This window comes from Bifidobacterium callitrichos (assembly GCF_008698085.1).
Classification (GTDB): domain Bacteria; phylum Actinomycetota; class Actinomycetes; order Actinomycetales; family Bifidobacteriaceae; genus Bifidobacterium; species Bifidobacterium callitrichos.
This window is the reverse complement of the sequence record NZ_RZJP01000004.1, coordinates 315,541-338,598: the sequence shown is the minus strand read 5'-3', so window position 1 is coordinate 338,598 and position 23,058 is coordinate 315,541. Positions and strand designations below refer to the sequence as shown.

At 65.9% G+C, this 23,058-nt stretch carries 15 protein-coding genes; 9 read left to right on the top strand and 6 right to left on the bottom strand.

The window, feature by feature from the left end:
- Positions 1 to 186: 186 nt before the first annotated feature.
- The 4 genes from nth (at position 187) to EMB92_RS10105 (ending at position 7,553) form a co-directional block, all read left to right on the top strand.
- The gene (gene nth / locus EMB92_RS10120; protein WP_190973650.1) at positions 187 to 852 is read left to right on the top strand and encodes an endonuclease III; all 666 of its coding nucleotides are present in this window, start codon (positions 187 to 189) and stop codon (positions 850 to 852) included.
- A gap of 52 nt (positions 853 to 904) precedes the next feature.
- Positions 905 to 2,608, top strand: coding sequence for an ABC transporter substrate-binding protein (locus tag EMB92_RS10115; RefSeq protein ID WP_223847693.1), 1,704 nt, complete (start codon positions 905 to 907; stop codon positions 2,606 to 2,608).
- A 54-nt stretch (positions 2,609 to 2,662) separates the two neighbouring features.
- Positions 2,663 to 5,437 carry a valine--tRNA ligase gene (gene valS, locus EMB92_RS10110; protein ID WP_150394769.1) on the top strand — a complete coding sequence of 925 codons (2,775 nt, stop codon included), beginning with the start codon at positions 2,663 to 2,665 and terminating at the stop codon, positions 5,435 to 5,437.
- 631 nt (positions 5,438 to 6,068) lie between these two features.
- Complete coding sequence (locus tag EMB92_RS10105; RefSeq protein ID WP_317908933.1) at positions 6,069 to 7,553, top strand: sugar porter family MFS transporter; 1,485 nt, start codon at positions 6,069 to 6,071, stop codon at positions 7,551 to 7,553.
- 11 nt (positions 7,554 to 7,564) lie between these two features.
- On the opposite strand, the gene EMB92_RS10100 is transcribed toward EMB92_RS10105, so the two are convergent.
- The 4 genes from EMB92_RS10100 to EMB92_RS10085 form a co-directional block, all read right to left on the bottom strand.
- On the bottom strand, positions 7,565 to 9,649 hold the full coding sequence (locus tag EMB92_RS10100) for a hypothetical protein (protein ID WP_150394768.1): 2,085 nt from the start codon (positions 9,647 to 9,649) through the stop codon (positions 7,565 to 7,567).
- Positions 9,650 to 9,665: 16 nt separating this feature from the next.
- Positions 9,666 to 10,151, bottom strand: a complete 486-nt coding sequence (locus EMB92_RS10095) for a chorismate mutase (protein WP_223847692.1) — start codon at positions 10,149 to 10,151, stop codon at positions 9,666 to 9,668.
- An 86-nt stretch (positions 10,152 to 10,237) separates the two neighbouring features.
- Positions 10,238 to 10,606, bottom strand: a complete 369-nt coding sequence (locus EMB92_RS10090) for a hypothetical protein (RefSeq protein ID WP_150394767.1) — start codon at positions 10,604 to 10,606, stop codon at positions 10,238 to 10,240.
- 55 nt (positions 10,607 to 10,661) lie between these two features.
- A complete protein-coding gene (locus tag EMB92_RS10085) occupies positions 10,662 to 11,618 on the bottom strand; it encodes an aminodeoxychorismate lyase (RefSeq protein WP_150394766.1) in 957 nt (318 codons plus the stop codon).
- Positions 11,619 to 11,852: 234 nt separating this feature from the next.
- Here EMB92_RS10085 and EMB92_RS10080 point away from each other — a divergent pair, with 234 nt between their 5' ends.
- From EMB92_RS10080 to EMB92_RS10060, 5 genes are all read left to right on the top strand, one after another.
- Positions 11,853 to 12,671, top strand: a complete 819-nt coding sequence (locus tag EMB92_RS10080) for a putative hydro-lyase (protein ID WP_043165979.1) — start codon at positions 11,853 to 11,855, stop codon at positions 12,669 to 12,671.
- 60 nt (positions 12,672 to 12,731) lie between these two features.
- Positions 12,732 to 13,496 carry a LamB/YcsF family protein gene (locus tag EMB92_RS10075; protein WP_150394765.1) on the top strand — a complete coding sequence of 255 codons (765 nt, stop codon included), beginning with the start codon at positions 12,732 to 12,734 and terminating at the stop codon, positions 13,494 to 13,496.
- 97 nt (positions 13,497 to 13,593) lie between these two features.
- Positions 13,594 to 15,627 carry a 5-oxoprolinase subunit B/C family protein gene (locus EMB92_RS10070; RefSeq protein ID WP_150394764.1) on the top strand — a complete coding sequence of 678 codons (2,034 nt, stop codon included), beginning with the start codon at positions 13,594 to 13,596 and terminating at the stop codon, positions 15,625 to 15,627.
- A gap of 1 nt (position 15,628) precedes the next feature.
- Positions 15,629 to 17,590 (top strand): acetyl/propionyl/methylcrotonyl-CoA carboxylase subunit alpha, encoded by a 1,962-nt coding sequence (locus EMB92_RS10065; protein ID WP_150394763.1) that lies wholly within the window; start codon positions 15,629 to 15,631, stop codon positions 17,588 to 17,590.
- Positions 17,591 to 17,730: 140 nt separating this feature from the next.
- The gene (locus tag EMB92_RS10060; protein WP_395952092.1) at positions 17,731 to 18,636 is read left to right on the top strand and encodes a glutamate cyclase domain-containing protein; all 906 of its coding nucleotides are present in this window, start codon (positions 17,731 to 17,733) and stop codon (positions 18,634 to 18,636) included.
- Between the two features lie 105 nt (positions 18,637 to 18,741).
- Here the strand turns inward: EMB92_RS10060 and EMB92_RS10055 are convergent, their stop codons facing one another.
- Both EMB92_RS10055 and rho read right to left on the bottom strand, forming a co-directional pair.
- Positions 18,742 to 20,028 (bottom strand): ABC transporter substrate-binding protein, encoded by a 1,287-nt coding sequence (locus tag EMB92_RS10055; RefSeq protein WP_223847691.1) that lies wholly within the window; start codon positions 20,026 to 20,028, stop codon positions 18,742 to 18,744.
- Between the two features lie 386 nt (positions 20,029 to 20,414).
- Positions 20,415 to 22,772, bottom strand: coding sequence for a transcription termination factor Rho (gene rho, locus EMB92_RS10050; protein WP_150394761.1), 2,358 nt, complete (start codon positions 22,770 to 22,772; stop codon positions 20,415 to 20,417).
- Positions 22,773 to 23,058 lie beyond the last annotated feature (286 nt).

Here is a 23,058-nt window from a genome sequence, read left to right as displayed (position 1 = left end):
GAACCCAATAAGTCCAAATAGTGAGACACTCGATTTGTGATGCTCACATTTTGGACAGCAGATCGAGCGAAATCTCACATTGTTCTCCGGCTCCCTCGGCCAGTACCGTCCTCCTCATGGCGAGAGAGTACGAGAGAAATAATGGCAAAAGAGCCGACACTACCGGCACCGACGAAAGCGTATGCGATGGCACGTGAATCGAAGCGGGCGCGAATCGAACGCATGCACGACGAATACGCGATCCTGTGCGAACGCTACCCCGCGCCGAAGTGCGCGCTCGACTTCGCCAATCCGCTGCAGCTCATCATCGCGACGGTGCTGAGCGCGCAGACCACCGACAAACGCGTCAACACGGTCACGCCCGAACTTTTCGCGCGCTACCCCGAAGCCGCCGATCTTGCGGCGGCGAACCCCGAGGATGTCGAGGAGATCATCCGCCCCTTAGGCTTCTACCGTTCCAAGTCGAAGCATCTGCTGGGACTGGCCGCCGCGCTCGACGAGCGATTCGGCGGGCGTGTGCCCCGCACGATGGACGAACTCGTGACCCTGCCCGGGGTCGGGCGCAAAACCGCGAACGTCGTGCTCGGCAACGCGTTCGGCATCCCCGGATTCCCGGTCGATACGCATGTGATGCGCGTGACCGGCCGCCTGCGCTGGCGTTCCGACTGGCGCATCGCCAAATCGGATCCGGTGGCGGTCGAGAAGGAGATCTGCGCCTGCTTCCCGCCCGAGGACTGGACCGACCTGAGCCATCGCCTCATCTTCCACGGACGCGACGTGTGCCACGCGCGCAAGCCCGACTGCGGCAACTGCCCGCTACGCGAGACGTGTCCGTCGTTCGCTATCGCATAGGCATCACAACGCCTATACACCCTTGGACGCTAGACTGGGCGGCATGAGAGGGATGAACAACGCTAATCACGGGGACGATCGGGCGGGCGGACGGCCCGATGGACCATCCGACGAGCAACGCGGGTCACGCGCCCGGAGCGGCCGCAGCGGACTGAAACAGTGGATCGTGTTCCTCGCCGTCGCCACCGCGCTGTTCCTGCTGGTGTGGGCCGGCTGGTCGGTGACCACGCATCGCATCACCCTGCCGTATACGTCGAACGTGGTGCGCTCCGACTCTCCCGCAACGACCTCGGCGACCATAGGACTGACACCGCAGAACGGCTCCGCCGCTCCGCAGACGCTCGACATCCGCACCGCGGACTCCCCCGAACTCGATCGCGCGCTGATCGGCAACGTCTATCAGACGCTCGTCGGACGGGCCGACGACAACACGCTCACCGCCGCAGTCGCATCGTCATGGAAGACGTCCGATGATGCCAAGACACTCACGTTCACGCTGCGTGACGATCTCACCTTCTCCAACGGCGACAGGCTCGACTCGTCCGACGTCGTCACGTCGCTGCAACGGGCGATCGAGGGGAAGTGGCCGGGTACGGCCGAACGGTTCGCCGCGCTGGAATCGGTCACGAATCCGGACCGGCGCACCGTGCGGATCACGTTGAGTCACCCCGATGCGACGCTGCCGTACACGCTCTCCGGCCGGCTCGGCATCGTCTACGACGCCGAGGCGACCGTCGACTACACGACGCGCGCGCTCGGCTCCGGTCCGTTCACCGTCTCGCGATTCGCCAAGGGCGAGGCGATCACCCTGACCGCGCGCACGGACGGGACGTACGCGTCGCGATCGAACGATACGGACGGCGATCGCGGTAAGAACGACATCGGACGCACCGCGCGAACCGGCACGATCCGACTGCGCTACTTCGCCGACGACGCGGCGCTCGTCGCGGCGGCGAAGAAGGGTTCGCTGGACATGGCCGTGCCGGCCGATCCCGCGAACGCGAGGACGATCGCCGCCGACTCGCAGGGCGGCGCGACGCCGTTCACGGCCGTCGACGGGGCGAGCACGCGCAAGGTGACGCTTCTGTTCAACAACGACGCCGACTCCCCTCTGTCCATGCCGCGCGTGAGACAGTCGCTGCGCATGATCGTCGACAGGCAGGCGATCCTGAACGGACGGACGGATGTCTCGAAGCCGCTCGGCGGACCGATCGGACCGTTAGAGCCGGGCTATGAGGATCTCACCTCGACGCTGACGCACGACGTGGCGCAGGCCCAATCGCTGCTCGCCTACTTCGGATCGCGGTATCTGGGCACGTTCACGCTGATCACGCCGGCGCGATACGAGTCGATCGCCCGCGCCATCGCCGATCAGATGACCGCCGCGGGTCTCGCCGTCGACATGCAGGTGCTCGATCAGGCGCAGCTGGCCGAACGGGTCGCCTCGCGCGGGTTCACGATGATGATCACCGAACTGGACGGCGAGGACGGCACCGCGTCGTTCGCCGACGCGGAATCGGCCTCGCACTATACGAACGCGACCGCGCAGCAGCAGTATGAGGCCGCCGTCGGCGCGACCAGTCAGGACGCCTACGCGAACGGGCTCAAAACGTACGCGCGCACGATCAGCGAGGACGCGGCGAGCGACTGGCTGTACGCGCGCAAGGTCACGATCGCGGCGTCGACAAGGATCGAGGGATACACGGCCGCGATGGCCGACGATCGACTGTCGCTCGCCGATCTGGCGCGCAAGTGAAGCGCGTAAGGCGGGAACCCAGTATTGTCACCGATTCTGCATAGACTCGCCTGTATGACTGAAGCCAAATCCATCACCGCCAACCTGACCCCGCTGCCGGACCGCGTGGGCGTCGACGGTCTCGAAGACAAGTGGCGTGCCGTCTGGGACGAGCAGGGCACGTACAAGTTCAACAACACGCGCGACCGCAAGGCCGTGTACTCCATCGACACCCCGCCGCCCACCGTCTCCGGCCACCTGCACGTCGGTCACGTGTTCTCCTATACGCATACCGACGTCATCGCCCGATTCAAGCGCATGCAGGGCTACGACGTCTTCTACCCGATGGGCTGGGACGACAACGGCCTGCCGACCGAGCGCCGCGTGCAGAACTACTACGGCGTGCGCGTCGACACCTCCCTGAAGTACGATCCCGACTTCAAGCCGCCGTTCGAAGGCACCGACGGCAAGAAGATCGACGCGAAGGACCAGGTGCCCTGCTCGCGTCAGAACTTCATCGAACTGTGCGAGAAGCTCACCGCCGAGGACGAGAAGCTGTTCGAGGCGCTGTGGCGCAAGCTGGGTCTGTCAATCGACTGGTCGCAGACCTACCACACCATCGGCGAGCATCCACGCCGCGTGGCCCAGAAGGCGTTCCTGCGCAATCTCGCGCGCGGCGAGGCCTATCAGAAGGACGCCCCGGGTCTGTGGGACGTGACCTTCCAGACCGCCGTGGCCCAGGCCGAGCTCGAAAGCCGCGAATACCCGGGCTTCTACCACAAGGTCGCCTTCCGCTTCGAGGACGGCACCCCGATCTACATCGAGACCACCCGCCCGGAGCTGCTGGCCGCCTGCGGCGCGCTGATCGCGCACCCGGACGACGATCGCTACAAGAAGTACTTCGGCCAGTACGTCTACTCCCCGCTGTTCAAGGTGAAGGTGCCGATCCTCGCGCACCCGGCCGCCGAGATGGACAAGGGCGCCGGCATCGCGATGTGCTGCACCTTCGGCGACGTGACCGACGTCGAATGGTGGCGTGACCTGAACCTGCCGACCCGTCCGATCATCCAGCGCAACGGCCGCATCATCGCGAGCGTGCCGGACTGGATCACCGACGAGGACGGCAAGGCGATCTTCGAGGAGACCGAAGGCAAGACCACGTTCTCCGCCCGCAAGATCATCGTCGACCACCTGCGCGAGTCCGGCGACCTCGACGGCGAGCCGACTCCGACCAAGCGTATGACGAACTTCTACGAGAAGGGCGACAAGCCGCTCGAGATCGTCACCTCCCGCCAGTGGTACCTGAAGAACGGCGGCACGGACGAGAAGCTGAACGCCGAGCTCATCGAGCGCGGCCGCGAGCTCAAGTTCCACCCCGACTTCATGCGCGTGCGCTACGAGAACTGGGTCCATGGCTTGAACGGCGACTGGCTGATCTCCCGCCAGCGCTTCTTCGGCGTCCCGTTCCCGCTGTGGTACCCGGTTCGCGAGGACGGTTCCGCGGATTACGACCACCCGATCACCCCGTCCGAGGATCGCCTGCCGATCGACCCGACGACCGACGTGCCGGAGGGCTTCGACGAGTCGCAGCGCGACGTGCCCGGCGGCTTCACGGCCGAGAAGGACATCATGGACACGTGGGCGACCTCCTCGCTCACCCCGCAGATCGTGACCCGCTGGGAGGAGCCCGGCGAGGAGAACCAGGCCCTGTTCAAGGCCACGTTCCCGATGGATCTGCGCCCGCAGGGTCAGGACATCATCCGCACCTGGCTGTTCAGCTCCGTGGATCGCGCGCACCTCGAGAACAAGTGCCTGCCGTGGGAGCACACCACGCTCTCCGGCTGGATCCTCGACCCGGACCACAAGAAGATGTCGAAGTCCAAGGGCAACGTCGTCGTGCCGAACAAGCCGATCGAGCAGTTCGGCGCCGACGCGGTGCGCTACTGGGCCGCCGCCGCGCGTCTCGGCCTCGACGCCACGTACGACGAGGGCCAGATGAAGATCGGCCGTCGCCTTGCGATCAAGCTGCTCAACGCGACGAAGTTCGCGCTGGCGATCGGCCGCGAGGACGAGAACCATCACGTCTCCGACTCCGAGACGATCATCTGGAACCCGGCCGACGTGACCGAGCCGCTCGATCGCGCCGCGATGGCGAAGATGGCGCTGGTCGTGCGCGAGGCGACCGCCGCGCTCAACGCCTACGAGCACTCCAAGGCGCTTGAGGCGATCGAGAACTACTTCTGGCAGTTCTGCGACGACTACATCGAGCTGGTCAAGAACCGCGCCTACGGCACCGCCGACGCGACCGGCCACGTGCCGAGCGAGGCCGCGGTGAAGTCCGCGCGCACCGCGCTGGGCCTCGGCCTCGACGCGTTCACCCGCCTGCTCGCCCCGTACCTGCCGTACGCCACCGAGGAGGTGTGGAGCTGGATGCACGCCGGTTCGGTGCACCGCGCCGCATGGCCGACCCCGGACGTGTACAAGGCCGCCGCGTTCAAGGTCGCCCCGGAGCTGCTCACCCATGCCGGTGAGACGCTGGCCGCGCTGCGTGGCATCAAGTCCAAGGCCAAGGTCTCGATGAAGACCCCGATCCTGTCCGTCACGCTGGGCGTGGCCGACGATGTGCGCGAGTCGCTCTCCGGTGCGCTCGATGACATCGCCGAGGCCGGTCGCGTGGTCGGCAAGATCAACTTCGCCGCCCTTGCCGCCGCCGCGAAGGCCGTGAAGACCACGGCCGAAGCCGCCAAGGCCGCCGCGCAGACCGCCAAGGCCGAGACCGAGGCCGCCGTCGACGTCATCGTCGAGGACAGCGAGCTCGGCGAGCCGCCGGCCAAGAAGCCGCGCAACTAGCGCTCTCCGTGACCATCCTTGGCTCCCCTTGTCAGGACGTTGCTGTGAAGCAAACAGCAGAGCTGTTTGTAGGCAACGTGCGAGCCGACAGGCGAGCTGGTGCATCGCGCGCGCAGCGCGTCCTTAATTGCGGGACGAGCTGGCCCGCAAAGCGGGACTGAGGAGTAGTTAGCAGCCAGCAATTCATAGTGGCCCCCGAATCCGTATACACACGGATTCGGGGGCCACTTCGCGTTCTACGCCATTTGCCGGCAAAACGGCACTACCACGCGACCGCAGAAAGCCGTGTAGCGACGGCACCGACACCCACAGGCGATGTGAACGCGCACGGTAAAACCCATGTAACGAAACGGGTAATCGTTTTCTGAAAATCGCGTTTTACGGCGTGTCGAACCTCTCTCTGGTCGTATCGTTGGAGTCACCGACAACGCACAGACCACGGGCAGTGAAGATGGTCAGTGCGGAAATTGCAGGGTTGTTACTCCATCGAGGCAAGACCTGGGTCGGCGTAGGAAATCACCGTGTGCATCCGTTTGCAGCCTCGCGGCGTCGGCCTACGCCGTCTCAGGTCTTTCTTCGTTGTTGCGGCAACCTCATCGACGGCGATGGATGGAACGACGAAAGGACGACAATGACGACATCGAACATCACGGATGGCATCGTAAGCGGTGCCATAAGCACCCCGCACACAACCGGCACGACTCTGGACGACGCGGTAAGCGCGGTCGCGGAGCATGAGAAGCCCACCTGGTCCACGCGCTGGCCGCTCAACAGCGCCTTCATCTTCACGTTCGGCGCGCTCGGCGGCATGCTCTTCGGCTTCGACACGGGCATCATCTCCGGCGCATCCCCGCTCATCGAATCGGATTTCGGTCTGACGGTCTCGCAGACCGGCTTCATCACCTCGTCCGTGCTCATCGGCTCGTGCGCCGGCGCTCTGTCGATCGGCGCGCTGTCCGATCGATTCGGACGCAAGAAGCTGCTCATCGTCTCCGCGATCCTGTTCCTGCTCGGCTCCGGTCTGTGCGCCACCGCCACCGGATTCCTGATGATGGTCGCCGCGCGTATCATCCTCGGCCTCGCGGTCGGCGCCGCATCCGCCCTGACCCCGGCGTATCTCGCCGAGCTCGCCCCGAAGGAGCGCCGCGGATCGCTCTCCACGCTCTTCCAGCTGATGATCACGTTCGGCATCCTGCTCGCCTACGCCTCCAACCTCAGCTTCCTCAGCCACAACCTGCTGGGCGTGCGCGACTGGCGCTGGATGCTCGGCTCGGCGCTCGTGCCGGCCGCACTGCTGCTCATCGGCGGCCTCGTGCTTCCCGAATCCCCGCGCTACCTCGTCAACAAGGGCGATATCCGCAACGCGTTCAAGGTCCTTACCCTTATCCGCAAGGACGTCGATCAGGCGCAGGTGCAGCTCGAGCTCGACGAGATCAGGGAGGTCGCCGCTCAGGACACCAAGGGTGGCGTGCGTGAGCTGTTCCGCATCGCCCGTCCGGCCCTGCTCGCCGCCGTCGGCATCATGCTCTTCCAGCAGCTCGTCGGCATCAACTCGGTGATCTACTTCCTCCCGCAGGTGTTCATCAAGGGCTTCGGCTTCCCCGAGGCCGACGCGATCTGGGTGTCCGTCGGCATCGGCGTGGTCAACTTCGCCTCCACGATCGTCGCGACGCTCATCATGGATAAGTTCCCGCGCAAGAAGCTGCTGATCTTCGGCTCCATCGTGATGACCGTCTCGCTCGCCGTGCTCTCCATCATGAACTTCGTGGGCGATGTGTCGGTGCTCGCCATCCCGACCATGGTCCTCATCGCGATCTACATCGTCGGATTCGCGGTCTCGTGGGGCCCGATCGCCTGGGTGCTGATCGGTGAGATCTTCCCGCTGTCCGTGCGCGGCATCGGCTCCTCCTTCGGTTCGGCCGCGAACTGGCTGGGCAACTTCATCGTCTCCCAGTTCTTCCTGATGCTCCTCGCCGCGTTCGGCAACAACGTGGGTGGTCCGTTCGCGATCTTCGGCGTGTTCTCGCTGCTGTCGATCCCGTTCGTGCTTCGCTTCGTGCCCGAGACCAAGGGCAAGTCCCTCGAGGAGATCGAGGAGGACATGACCCGTCGCTGAAATTGGCAGCGTCAGATTCCCGGTTCGACGATAAGGAAGCTGGTGACGGCGGCGCCGGCGTTGCCTGCGCTGGCACCGGCGGACAGCAACCTGTCGGCGCCCTGATCGAGGGCGGAGGCGATGAGTGCTCCGGCATCGCTGATCACGGTGGTGTCGTTGATGAGCTCGTCGGTGTCTACGACCAGCATCGGACCGGGATCCATGCCGACCATGCCGAAGTACGGCGACAGCCGGTTCGCCGCGGTCCCGGCAGTGTCCTTGTCTTCGTTGCCGCCCCCGGACTTACCCGAGGTGGTGGCCGAATCGGCAGTGCCCTTGCTCTCGTCCACACCCGACTTTTTCCCCGAGGCACCGCTCGTGCCACCGGCGCCAGGAATGCCTCCGGCGAACTTCATCACATCGCTCGCATCGGCTTTAGCGGCGGTTTCGTCGACCACGGTGGTGGTCACATCGCCGGAGGACGCCTTGGCGGCCCTGCGCTCGGCATCGGCCAGCTTGCGCAGGCGCCTGACCTCGGCACGAGCCGCAAGCGACCCGTCCGATCCTACAGGTTCCAACGTTCCGAAGCCTGAATTCCCACCGGAAACGTCCGATCCCGTAGTATCGGACGTCCCGGCACCCGAGGCCACGCCCACGCCGCTCAACTCGTCGGCGAATCGGAGCGTGATCTGACGGTAGGCTGCGGCCGCACCGGTGCGCTCACGCGCGGAGGCGAGAGCCGTAAGCGCGGCATCGACCTTGCCGGCATCCGCGGCATGCGCGCCACCGGCGGCGAACTCCTTGTCCGTTTCGGCAAGCGCCTCGTCGAGATGCGATGCCGCGTCGGCGGATGTGCCACCGGTCAGCGTGCTCAGATGCTTCGTGTACGCGTCGGTATAGGCCATCGAATACGGGATCATCGCCTGTGAAAGCTGCGATTGGCCGGCCGAGTACTCCTTGGCGCCTTCGGTCTCCTCCTCTCCGGCGCGTCGACGCAGCGTGTCGGCGAGACCATCGACCCCCTGCGCGCGGACCATGCGGATCACCTGGTCGATCGCGTCGGCCGCTCCCGTGTGCTGGTGCGCGGAGGCGAGCGCGTCGGTGGCGTTCGCCTCGCCGAGCACGGCCTTGGCGAGCGGGGTGTCGCCGCTCAGCTCGCCGGCGGTGCCCATCAGTGCGGTCAGCTGCGTGGATGAACCGATCGAACCGGACAGGTGATTCGTGTACGAGCCGACGTAGGCGGCCATGTAGGTGTGGAACGCTTTGTCGTAATCGGCCTGTTTGCTGGCGATTTCGCTCGATGCGAGCGAGCGTTCGAGATCGCGCAGCGTGGTGAGCTGGTCGATGAGATGCTGGTATCGACTGGTCGACGCGGAGCCTTCGCCCGTCGTGCCGGATGCCTTGCCGGCCGAATCCCCCGGCTGGCGGAACGTCGCCGAACCGTTGCCCATCGCCTGTGCTTCGGCGGCGAGCGCGGCTGTGGCGGAATCGCCTGAAGACCCCTGCGCGGAGACAACGGCGATCTGCCCCATCGTGAACTTCTTCGCGTTCATGTAGCAGTCGATCTGCTCCCCCACGCGCGCGACTGCGGCGACGAGCGTGTTCGAGCCCTGCGTGCCGATGATCGAACTGTCGGTGCTGACGGTCAGGTCGTCAGCCACGCGCGTCGGCACGGTGAAGACGATGAGGAATCGCCCGGAATCGTCGGATCCTGCGTCGGCCAGATCGTCGAGGAGGGTTTCGTGGATCTGAATATGCACGCCGACGACGCCGGTGGCGCCGGAGATCGCGGCGCGGTCCACATTCGGCCCGTCGAGGGAATAGGTGACGTCCACGTCGAGCGGGATCGCACGTTTGCCGGCTTCGACCTGTGTGACGGCGAGCGATCGGCCGGAGCCGGATGCCGAGGAATCCCCGGCATCGACGAGGAACAGGTCTCCAGGGTCGCCGTCGTCATCGATCACGGTGAAGACGCTGGCGCCGTCGATCGAGGGGATCGCGGCACGTTGGGCGGCGGCATCGATGCCGATAGCACCGCCCAACGCCAGCGACGACGCGATGGCGAGCGCGCAGGCCGAGACGCACGCGCGAATAAGACCGGATATCGGCCTCCTCATCTGGCCTCGTCTCGTCTCAGGCGAAGACGTCGAGGACGCCCGGATCGCCGCCCGCGTCGGCGATGCGCTGGTGACGCTTCTTCGCCTCGGTGACGACGAACTCGCGGTACATCTCCGCGATGTCCGGATCGAGTCCGGCACCGACGGCGATGCGATGCAGTCGCTCGATCTGGTAGTCCTCACGCTTGTAGTCGGCGGGCGCGAAGCCGGCGCGGGCCTTGAGCACGCCCACCTGGGACGTGTACTTGAACCGTTCGGCGAGCAGGGAGACGATGGCCGTGTCGACGTTGTCGATGGACTGGCGCAACGCCTTGATCTTGGCCACGGTCAGGGCGGTTTCGGGATCGTCGGAGACCTGCTCGGAGTCGATGACCGTCGCGTGTTCGCCGGGATTGCGGGTGACGCTGGCGCTCAGCCAGTCGCCGCCTTCGTTGTCATTGCCGCTGCCGGTGCCGGCGTTGTTTGCGTTGCCGTTCGTCGTGGTGCCGTTCGTTTCACTCATAATCCCAACCTTACCGCAACGGCACGGACGCGGTCGTTGCACCGGCCATCTGCCATCCGCCGTCTTCCGTCCGCATGCTCCTTCACCTAGGTGTCACTGAACGAGAAAATCGTGCGAAATCGCATTGCGTGGCGTTGAGCGGCACGATACGCTGCCACGTAACGCGAAAACCATCCATAATCGCATTGAGTGGCAGATATTCGTGCCGCGTAACGCGATTTTCGTTGTTTTTCGCGTTGTGCGGCAGCAGCGGGCGTCGAATCGGCGTGAATCATCGCATCGCCATTGATCAAATCATTGAAAAATAGCCGTTTTGACGTATCGTCAACAATGGCGATTGAACGTCGGCGCGTGGTCGACTGCCGCTCAGCGCGAAAAACACTCGAAATCGCGTTGAGCGGCAGTGAATCGTGCCATTCAACGCGATTTCTGCAGTTATTCGCGTTCAGTGGCACTTGCGCATGGAATCCCGAGGATGGAGATCGATGGCACCCGATACATGATCCGCATTCACTGCGGACCGATGGTGAGGGCGTCGTCGTGGGTGCGGCCGGTGTGGATCGCGTCGTTGATCGCGACGATCTCGGCCGGATCGTAGTCGAGCGCACGGCCGTCGAGCTCGTTGACGGGGATGACCCAGCCGCCGTGCGTCATGTACAGGCGATCGGCCTCGCGTAGTTCGGCGATCGGCAGTTTGCGGTATTCAATCCGACTGCCCTCCTGGATCGCCCACGCGAACAGTTCACGCTGCGATGTGCCGTTCAGGATGCCGATCGACGGATCGGGGGTGACGAACGTGTCACCGTAGCGGGCGACGATCGACGAGTTCGGGCATTCGAGCGTGAAGCCATCCTCGGTGAACAGGACCGCGTCGCCGACGCCGCGACGCGCGCACTCGCGATGCACGGCGCAGTTGAACGCGTAGCTCAGGGTCTTCGCGCCATTGAGCAGCCACGGCGCGCGCGAGGTGATGTCGGACGGGTAGCCGCGCGTCATCGAGGCCATGGTGATCGGGTCGATCTCGTGCAGCGACCCCTTGGCGTCGAGGAAGATGAACACCGTGGGCGTGCCGTCGGAGGCCTTGCCCACACCGGTGTCGGGATCGAGTCCGCGCGAGACGATGATGCGCAGCAGTGGACCGGGTTCGGGATCGTCGTACGCGGCGATGACCAGATCCACGGCGCGCGTGAACGCCGCGATGTTCGGCACCGGCATGTCCATCAGCGCGGCGGAGTGCGCGAGACGGCGAAGATGGTTCTCCAGCGAGATCGGGTAGCCCTTCCACACGGTGGTCGCCTCGAAGATGCCGTCGCCGCGCAGCACGCTCAGGTCGAACGCGTTGATATTGAGCCCCTCCGGATCGACCAGCGTGATGAGATCCCTATCGGGGACGGCCGCGATGTCGGCGACATCGCCACCACCGAACAGCACCTTGCCGTTGCCCATTGCCAACACGATGGAAGCCATGCGAACCATCCTCTCCTCTCGTTTTCCGTATACGCACGTTGTGCGACCAAACCTAACCACGCGATGTTTCGAATCGGGCACATCGCGTTGCACGCCGGTAATCGGCGCGTCACAAACGGGAGCGAAGCGTAATGCATGGCGGCGGTAGGGTGACGGATACATAGATCCAGCAGGAGGGAAGCCATGAAGGATACAAGGCAGGACGCGGAATCGGACACGAAGGAATCGGACACGATGTCTGAACCGCATGCGCCATCGACCGCCGCATCGCTCGATCTCGACGCGGATTCGACGCCCGAGGCGGCGCGACTCGCCTTTCGCGGCGGTCTCGTGCGCCCGACGTGCGGCATCGCGAAGGGCTACGCACAGGCGAATCTCATGATCCTGCCCAAGGAGCTCGCCTTCGATTTCCTGCTGTTCGCCCAACGCAATCCGAAACCATGCCCGCTGCTCGAGGTGATGGAGGCGGGCGTCACCGAACCGGCCACCTGCCCCGGCGCGGACATCCGCACCGACGTGCCGCTGTACCGCGTGTGGGATCACGGCGAACTGGTCGCCGAAACCACCGACATCACCGACTACTGGCGTGACGATCTGGTCACGTTCGTCATCGGATGCAGTTTCACGTTCGAGTTCCCGCTCATGGAGGCGGGCGTGCCGGTCCGGCACATCACGGCCGGCCGCAACGTGCCGATGTACGACACGTCGATCCCGTGCGCATCCGCGGGCCGGTTCCATTCGACGATGGTCGTCTCGATGCGCGGCATCCCCTCGCGCCAGGTGTCCGACGCGGTGCGCATCTCCGGCTACTATCCGTCGGTGCACGGCGCGCCGGTATGCGTCGGCGATCCGGAGGCCATCGGCATCGACGACCTCGATCACCCCGATTACGGCGATGCGCCGATTCTCGAGGAAGGCGACATCCCGGTGTTCTGGGCGTGCGGCGTGACCCCGCAGGCGGCGGTGATGGCGTCGCGGCCGGCGTTCGCGATCACGCACGCTCCGGGGCACATGCTGATCACGTCGAAGCGCGACCTCGACTACATGGTGTGAGATGGGATTCACGAGTCGGGTGCAATCGAGACGGCAAACGAGACGAAAGGCGTGGCGATCATGACGAACATCGACATGAACAGCGATATGGGCGAGAGTTTCGGCCGCTGGAGGCTGGGCGACGACGAGGCGCTGCTGACGGTGGTGTCGAGCGCGAACATCGCGTGCGGATTCCATGCGGGGGACCCGAGCGTGATGCGTCGCACGCTCGCGAACGCGGCTGCGAACGGCGTCGCGGTGGGCGCGCACGTCGCCTACCGCGATCTGGCCGGATTCGGTCGGCGTTATGTCGACGAGACGCCGGACGAGCTGACGGCCGACGTGATGTACCAGCTGGCGGCGTTGGAGGGCATGGCCCGCGCGGCGGGCACGCACGTGTCGTACGTCAAGCCGCACGGCGCGCTGTACAACCGCATCGTGGCCGACGAGGCGCAGGCCGGTGCCGTGGTGGAGGCGATTCGTGGGATCGATCCCGAACTGGGCATCCTGACGCTTCCCGGTTCGGCGGTCGGGCGTATCGCCGAAACCGCGGGATTGCGCGTGTTTCACGAGGCGTTCGCCGATCGCGCATACACGCCGGAGGGCACGCTGGTCTCGCGTCGGCTGCCTGGCGCGGTGATCAGCGATCCCGCGGTCGTGGCGGAACGCGTCTCGCGCATGGTGCTGGATGGCACGGTCGTCGCGATCGACGGGACCGTGGTGCCGATCGCGGCCGATTCGGTGTGCGTGCACGGCGACTCGCCGGCCGCGGTCGCGATGGCGCATGCGATCCGCGAGCGCCTGATCGCCGACGGCGTGACGGTGCGCGCGTTCACGGCGGACTGATGGACGCACTGGCGAACCCGATGCACTGGCGAGACTGACGAACCTGGCGAAACTAACGGATTAACGGATTAACGAAATTGACGGGCGGAGGCTGACGATGAACGCGACGAATGTCCGGTTTCTGCCGTGCGGGGACGCGGCGGTGCTGGTCGAACTCGCCGATCTCGACGCCACGTTGCGTCTGTACGCGGCGATCGACCGGGCGGTGACGGCTGCGGTCGGCGGCAGCGGCGATGACTCTGTGTGGCGGTATGTGACCGGGCTGCTGCCGGCGGCGCGTACGGTGCTGGTCTCCTACGATCCTCTTGCTGAAGCGATGTTTCACGTGTCCGCACACCGGAAGTCGGACCGCACTGCGCCCATGTCCGGCTATACGACTCATGTGGACGCGGGCGGTTACGCGAGTAGCACTGGTGCCGCGAGTAATGCCGCGGGAGATACTCACCCGCACGGTTTCCGCGCTTGCTTGTGCGATGCCATCGCCCGTCTGGACACCCCTCCCCTGCATGCCGGGTCGACGCGGGTCGTCGAGATCCCGGTCGTGTACGACGGCGAGGACCTGAGTAATGTGGCGCGAATGCTCGGCGTGAGCGAATCGGAGGTCGTCGCCCGGCATAGCGGACACCCGTGGACGGTGGCGTTCGGTGGGTTCGCCCCCGGATTCGACTATCTGACCGGCGGCGACCCGATCTTCGATGTTTCACGTAGAACATCGCCCCGACTGGCCGTTCCCGCGGGTGCCGTCGGACTGGCCGGCACGTTCTCCGGCGTGTACCCGCGCAGTAGTTCGGGCGGCTGGCAGCTGATCGGCACGACCGATACGCCGATGTGGGACGAGAGTGCGACTCCCCCTGCCCTGCTCAGCCCCGCGGATACCGTGCGATTCACGCCGGTCCGCGCGCAGGTCAGGCTCGATCGTACCGACCACGCGATTGTGCAGCAGCCTGAACAGAGCGATGCGCGTCCGCACTCCGTCGAAGCAGGGCCCGTCGGTGACTCGACGACCGCATCACCCACTTCGGACGGCCATCGCCAGAACCACATCGCACACACCGCGCACGTCACATGCTCCGACGCGTCCTCGGTGGTTCCTGCAGTCGCGGCTCTGGAGGTGCGCAATCCCGGCATGCTGAGCACCTTCCAGGATGAGGGGCGCGACGCCGCACGGATGGGCGTCACCGGTTCAGGTGCCGCGGATCGTCGAGCGTTCCGTCTGGTGAACAATCTGGTGGGCAATCCCGCCGGCACGCCAGTGATCGAAATCACGGGCGGCGACGCCTCGTTCGTCGCGCACGGCGATCTGACCGTCGCCGTGGCCGGCGCACCCGTCGACATCACCATTTCCGGAACGGACACCATCGACATGGCAGGTATCGTCTCCGCAACGGGCTATCCAACCACGTTCCATATCACTCAGCAGGAGGCGTTCCTGCTACGCGACGGCGAAACCCTGACGATCGGCACGCCCCGCGCGGGATTCCGCGACTATCTGGCCGTGCGCGGCGGATTCGACGTCCCCAAGATCCTCAACTCCGCCTCGACCGACACCATGAGCCACCTAGGCCCCCAACCCCTGCACCCCGAACAGCTGCTGGCAATACGAATCAGCACACCTTCCACATCCAGTTGCGACTGTCCAGCCACCGTCGGACTCCCCGAACCGTGGCCGGACGACCTGCCCCGCATCGACGGTTCCGTTACGACGCTCACCGTCACGATGGGACCGCGCGACGACTGGTTCACGGCCGATGGCATCGCCACGTTCCTCGATCAGGAGTGGACCGTGACCGCACGTTCGAATCGCGTGGGCCTCAGACTCGAAGGCGCGCGATCGCTGCAACGCTTGGATTCCCGGGAACTGGCCAGCGAGGCCACGCTTCCCGGCGCGATCGAGGTGCCGACCAGCGGCCAGCCGGTGCTGTTCCTGCGCGATCAGCCAGTCACGGGCGGCTACCCGGTCATCGCCGTGCTGACGCGCGCGTCGCTCGACCTCGCGGGGCAGCTGCCGCCCGGCGCGCGGATACGGTTCGTGCCGCAATCGCCAACACAGGCACCACCGCCAACACCATTAACACCGTCCCAATCACAAACGCTCCCCCAATCACCAGCATTCCCGGAAAGGACCGCATGACATGCGTCTCAATCGAATCCTCATCGCCAACCGTGGCGAGATCGCGGTCCGCATCATCCACGCGTGCCATGACACCGGGCGTACGGCCATCGCCGTGTACGCCGATCCGGACGCCGACGCGCTGTTCGTGCACCTCGCCGACGAAGCGTACGCGCTGGGCGGCGAGACATCGAAGGACACCTATCTCAACATCGAGGCGATCGTCGCGGCGGCGCGCAAGGCCCACGCCGACGCCGTGCACCCCGGGTACGGTTTCCTGTCCGAGAACGCCGATTTCGCGCAGGCGGTGATCGACGCGGAGATGACGTGGATCGGGCCGAGCCCGGACACCATCCGCATGCTCGGCAGCAAGGTGGAGGCGCGGCGCATCGCGGCCGAAGTGGGCGCGCCGATGGCCCCCGGCACCACCGCACCCGTCCACGATCCGAAGGAGGTGGTCGCCTTCGCGCGCGAGCACGGTCTGCCGCTGGCCATCAAGGCCGTGTACGGCGGCGGCGGTCGCGGACTCAAGGTCGTTCATGAGCTGAAGGACGTCGAGGAGGCGTTCCTGTCGGCCACGCATGAGGCCGAGGTGGCGTTCGGTAACGGCGACTGCTTCATCGAACGGTTCCTCGCCCGCCCGCGTCACGTGGAGGTGCAGGTGCTGGGCGATCTGGACGGACGGGTCGTGGCGGTGGGCACGCGCGACTGCTCACTGCAGCGTCGCAATCAGAAGCTCATCGAGGAGGCTCCGGCGCCGTTCCTGTCGCCGGAGACGACGACGCGACTCGAGCGGGCGGCGGTCGCGATCTGCGAGCGCGCCGGGTACGCGAGCGCGGGGACCGTGGAGTTTCTGGTCGATCCGGACGGCACGATGTCGTTCATGGAGGTGAACACGCGCATCCAGGTCGAGCATCCGGTCACCGAGGTGACGACCGGAGTCGATCTGGTCGCCGCGCAGTTCGCGATCGCCGAGGGCGCGTCAGTCGGCGAGGTGATCGCCAAGGCGACGGGCGTGTTCGGCGACTCCCCCGCTGGCGCGATCACTCCGATTCCGGCGCACGGGCACGCGATCGAGTTCCGTATCAACGCGGAGGATCCGTCGCGCGGGTTCGTGCCGTTCCCGGGTGTCGTCGAATCGTTGCGCACGCCGAGCGGTCCGGGCGTCCGTTTCGATACGGGGGTTGCGGCCGGCTCGATCGTGCCTGATCAGTTCGATTCGATGCTTGCGAAGCTCATCGTCTGGGCTCCGACGCGCGAGGAGTGTCTCGTGCGCGCCCGCCGCGCGCTGGCCGAGCTCAGGATCGACGGCGTGCCGACGGTCAAGGCGTTCGACGAGCGGGTGCTCGCCGACCCTGATTTCACGGCGATCGCGGACGGCGGCGAAAGTGACGGCGGCGAAGGCGAGCCGGACGCGTTCCGCGTGTACACGCGCTGGATCGAGGAGGTGCTGCTGCCTCACGTCGACGCCGCCACGCTGGCGAGCGGTTCGCCGAAGTCACGCGGCGTCGCGCCGAGGAACGTGACGATGTGGATCGAACTCGACGGTAAACGCATGCGACTCGGCGTGCCGGCCGGACTGGCCGGACTCGTCGGGATGGCGGATGCCCTGACGGGGTCATTGTCCGGATCAGCCGTCGGTGGAACCGCCGAAACCGCAGGTCTTGCGGGACTGCTTGCGGCCGCGAATCGGGCCGGCGGTATTTCCGGCGGTCCGTCCGGCAATCCTTCCGAGGCCTCGGGCTTCCCCGACAGCACCGCCCGCCCCGCCGGCGCGATCGTCTCGACGATCACCGGCACGGTGGTGCGCTGGCTTGCCGACGACGGCGCGACCGTCGCCGCGGGCGATCCGGTGGTCGTGGTCGAGGCGATGAAGATGGAGACCGAAATCGCCGCGCCCGTCGCGGGAACCGTACGCCGGCAGGCCAAGCCGGGTGACGCGGTCCGGTTCGACGACGTGCTCGGTGAGGTCGTGCCGAGCTGAGGTAGAGCTGAGGCCGATCTGAGGCCGATCTCGACACGGATCACCGACCGGAATCACCGCCATCGTCAATCGACACCGTCGATCACCACCTTCAATCGACACTGTTGAGAGGAGCAGTCATGGATGCCAATACGTCGTCGATCGCGAGCATCGCGAGCTGGAGGTTCTACCCGCGCATCGCACGCATCGCCAATCTTGCGAGCCGTGACGTGGGCCGCGGCTCCGAAACCCTGATGACGTTCTCACGCGGCGACCTGTTCCGCGCGGCGCGTCAGCTGGTCACGGGACGGCCGGCGCGCGCACTGGTCGTCACTGGCTTCTACATTCCGCAGGCCGACCAACCGGCTGCGGAGACCGACGGACCGCTGGGCGCGCTGGAGGTATGCATGGCGTTGCGCGCGATCGGCGGCGATGCGTGGCTGGTCACGGACGAATGCTGCGAGCCGGTGATCCGTCCGAGCGCCGTCGCGATGCTGCCCGACGATCACGTGCTCATCGCACCGGTGCGCGAACGGTTCGACGGATGGATGAACGGGGTCATCGATCTGGCGAAGGCCGAACGGATCGACACGCTGATCTACATCGAACGGGTCGGCCCGGCCCGCGACGGGCGTCCTCGCAACATGCGCGGCGTCGACATCAGCGAATGGACCGCCCCCTTGAGCAGGCTCACGCAGATGCAGCTGCACACGATCGGCGTGGGCGACGGCGGCAACGAAATCGGCATGGGACGCGTCGCCGAATACGCGATCGAGGGCGTCGTCGATCACGGCGAACGCATCGCCTGCCGGGTGCCGACCGACGAGCTGATCGTCTCCGGCACGTCGAACTGGGGTGCGCATGCGCTCGTATGTGCGATGCGGGCGATGGGTCGGCCGGCGATCGACCCGTATCTCAAGGCCGACTGGCATCGCGCGACATTGGAGACGATCGTCGCACACGGCGGCCTCGACGGCGTGCACATGACCAACGTCGCCACCGTCGACGGCCTCGAACCGGAGCGCTACTACGCCGAGATCGCGGCGCTAAGTGCGCTGGTCGCCTAGACCGCAAACGGATCGAACATACGAAAAGGCGTTCGAAACGGCTGCTGCCGCTCCGAACGCCTTGCTATATCGGAGGATTCCGCCGGGATTCCACCGAATCAGCCGTCACGCCTTGGGCACGGAGCCCTCCTGCGCGTGATCGAAGACCGGCTTGTTGCTGGCGTCGAACTTGTACACGCCGATGGAGGCGGTGGACGGATCGTGCGCGTCGTTGAACGGGCCGATGCCGGCCTGACCGGAGTACTGGATGTCCTTGCCGTCCTTCAACAGGGCGAGGCACGCCTTGTACGAATCGCACTTCTCGCCGCCGGACACGCCGGAGACCGCGGGCAGGTTCTTCGCGACGGTCTCGCCGTCGGCCGAACCGCCCTTCTGGGCCGCGAGCGCCGCCAGCATGACCGCGTCATACGTTTCGGCCGCGTACGTGAAGTCCTTGACCTTCGGGTCGATGCCCTTGACGCGCTTCTGGAACGCGTCGGTCGGGTGGGCGCCCGGGATGGTGCCGGTCGAGCCTTCGAGCATGCCGGCATCGAAGTCGGCGGAGTGGTCGACGGTGTTGCCATCGGTCATGTACAGCTTGTGCGTGTCGATGCCGGCGGTCTTCAGCGCCTTGACGAGCGAGACCGTCTGGTCGAACGCGATGGCGAGCACGGCGTCGGGGTTGGATGCCTTGATGGCGGTGGCGATCGAGGAGAAGTTCGTCTCGGTCGGGTCGAACGTGTCCTTCTCGCCGTAGACGACGTTCACGCCGGCCGCCTCGACGGTCTTGACGACGACGTCACGCAGCGACGTGCCGTATTCGTCGTTGAACACCGCGATGGCGAGGTTCTTGACGCCGTCCTGCGCGATGATCTGGCCTAGCACGGCGCCCTGGACGGTGTCCGGCGGAATCGTGCGGAAGAACTTGCTGTCGAGTCCGCTGAACGCGGTGGAGGTGGCGCCGTTGGAGATCATCGGCACGCCGGAGGTGACGACCTGCTTGTAGCTGTTCTTGACGACTGAGCTGGACGGCGGGCCGACCACGACGGACGGCTTCTTCGAGATCACCGACTGGGCCGCGGACGTGTTCTGGTCGGCGTGGTCGGCGTCGGACGTGTCGGCCGTGACCGAGGTCGCGTCCTTGCCGAGCACGCCGCCGGCCGCGTTGATGTCCTCTATGGCGAGCTTGAGCGACGCCACGTTCGACGGTCCGATGTAGGCCATCGAGCCGGTGGACGGGAACAGGCCGGCCGCCACGAACGCGCTCTGCTTGCCCGAGTCACCGGACGCGCCGGATGCGCCGGTCGACGACGAGCCGCAGCCCGCCAGCGTCATCGACGCCACCGCGACCAGCGCCGCCACGGTCATTGCACGCGATCGCATCGATCGCATCGTCTTCCTCGTGTTCGTCATGTTCTTCCACATACGTCATCACGTTCCTCTCTTGAGCCTTGCGGCAGGTGATGTCGGGATTCTCGCTTCGTTTGCATTTCGCTTGAATCTTGGTGACGACACTACGAGCGGGGTGATTCGGTCACGTTGTTCGCACGTAACCGGTGGATGACGGACGACAAACGGCGGAAACACGGGGAAATCATTCGTAATCGCCCCGTAATGCAAAACGCCCGCCCGTAACATGACGGGCGGGCGCAATGCGTATCGAGGATCCGGTCCCCGCGATCCGTTGGTCCACATCTTCGGCTCCCCTTGTCAGGGGAGCTGGCACGCGAAGCGTGTCTGAGGGGTAGTGAACCCGTCAACGAATTATTGGCGCGGGATACCGAGATCCGTCTTATGGATCAGTTGCCGTTGACGGCGTTGCCGTTGGCCTGCTGGACGATCGCGGTGAGGAAGTCGCGGTTGGTAGCGGTCTTCTTCAGACGCGGGACCAGCGTCTGGTAGGCCTGCTCGGGCTCCATGCCGCCGAGCAGTCGACGCAGACGGTAGATGATCGGCAGCTCCTGCGGGTTGGTGATGAGCTCCTCGCGGCGGGTGCCGGAGGCGTTCACGTCGATGGCCGGGAACAGGCGCTTGTCGGCGAGCTCGCGCGACAGGCGCAGCTCCATGTTGCCGGTGCCCTTGAACTCCTCGAAGATCACCTCGTCCATCTTCGAGCCGGTCTCCACCAGCGCGGACGAGATGATGGTCAGCGAACCGCCGTTCTCGATGTTGCGGGCCGCGCCGAAGAACTTCTTCGGCGGGTACAGGGCCTGCGCGTCGACACCGCCGGACAGGATGCGGCCCGAGGCCGGAGCGGCGATGTTGTAGGCGCGGGCGAGTCGGGTCATCGAGTCGAGCAGCACGACCACGTCCTGGCCGAGCTCGACCAGTCGCTTCGCTCGTTCGATCGCGAGCTCGGCGACGGTCGTGTGGTCGGAGGCGGGGCGATCGAAGGTCGAGGAGATGACCTCGCCCTGGACCGTGCGCTCCATGTCGGTGACCTCCTCGGGGCGCTCGTCCACGAGCACGACCATCAGATGGACCTCAGGGTTGTTCGTGGTGATCGAGTTGGCGATGTTCTGCAGCGTGATCGTCTTGCCGGCCTTCGGCGGGGAGACGATCAGGCCACGCTGACCCTTGCCGATCGGGGAGACGATGTCCATGATGCGGCCGGTGAGCTTGTTCGGCGTGGTCTCCTGCTTGAGCCTCTCCTGCGGGTAGAGCGGGGTGAGCTTGTTGAACTGCGGACGGTTGGCCGCCTCCTCGACGCTCATGCCGTTGATCGAGTCGATCGACTGCAGCGGCACGAACTTCTGACGCTGGTTGCGGCGATCGCCCTCGCGCGGGGCGCGGATGGCGCCGTGCACGGCATCGCCCTTGCGCAGACCGTACTTCTTGACCTGGCCCATGGAGACGTACACGTCGTTCGGACCGGGCAGGTAGCCGGAGGTGCGCACGAACGCGTAGGAGTCGAGCACGTCGATGATGCCGGCCACCGGCACGAGGTCGTTGTTCTGCTCCTCGTTGCCGCGGCGATCGGCGGTGCGATCCGCACGGTCCGTACGGTCCGCACGATCCTGACGATCGGCGCGTCCACCGCGGTCGTCGCCCCAGTCGCGTTCGACATGGTCGACGGCGCGTTCGGCGCGATCGCCACCACGGTCGCGGCGATCCTCGCGCTCCTCGAAGTCGCGTCCGCGGTCACGGCCGCGCATGCGACGACCGCGGCGATCGCCGTGATCGTCCCGATCGGCGTTGCGGTCGTTGCCGCGATCGTTGCGAGCGCCGTGGTTGGTGCGATCGCCACGGTTGCGGCGGGAGTCGTCCTCTTCGTCGCGCGGCGCGTTGTTCTGCGTCGGCAGCGTGGCGAGGATGTCGTCAAGATCGCGCACGACCTCCTCGTTCTGCTCATGCTCCTCGGTGGGGCGACGGCGACGGCGCACGTTCGCGACGATGATCTCGTCGCCGTTCTCGTCGATGGTGTGGCGACGGCCGCGCTCCTTGCGCTCCTCGCCGGACGGGGTCGGCTCGCTCAGATCGAGGGAGTCGAGCAGGCTGGCGGCGGCGTCCTGATCATTGGCCCGCCTGTCGCGCCTATCGGCGCGGGCGTCGCGCTCCTGCTCGCGTTCACGCTCACGCTCACGATCGGCGCGATCGAAGCGTTCGGCGCGATCGTAGTCGTACCTGCGGCTGCGGCTGCGCGTCGCACGCTCGCGCGGGGCGTCCTCGTTCGATGCCGGGATCGCCTCGAATCCGGCAAGTCCCGCCACGACGGAGGCGGCGGCATCGTCGGCCTGTGCGGACGACTGCTGCTCCGGCTGCGCGTCGGACTGCGCGTCGGACTGCGCGACGACGGCCGGCGCGCTCTGATCCTGATCGGCCGGCGCGGTTTCGGCGACCGGGGTGTTCGGTTCGACCTGAGACGCCGGTTCAGCCGGGGAGGTCGTGTCGTTCGATGCGGACTGCGCCAGAGTGTCGGACTGTGCGTCGATCGGGGTCTCGACCGGCTTGGCGGCGGCCTTCGTCCTGGCGGTCTTGCCGCCCTTCGGTGCACGAACGGTGACACCCGCCGGCGCCTGACCGCCGGAACGGGCCGCCTGCAACGTAGCAAGCAGCTCCGGCTTACGCATGGTGGACGTGCCGCGCAGACCCATCTGCTTGGCGAGCTCCTTGAGCTCCGGCAGCTTCATATCCTCGAGATTCTGGCTATTGGCCACGATTCATACCTTTCCACAGCACCAACCGACGCATACGTGACACACCGGCACTAGCCTGAAGAGTGATTACGGCTTTTCCCGCCGTCTGTGAACGCCCGCCGCACTCCTATGCTCGCGGACTGACCTCACCATACAACGTCTCCCAGACCAACGCAAACCGGCCTTTGCGATTATGGCGTGTACGGGCTGTGGACTCTCTATTTTCCTCCAGCACCTCTATCCGAACCCCCGTTTCACCCCCATCCGTATACCCCCGTAATCCCCATCCCAATCTTCATCCGTATTC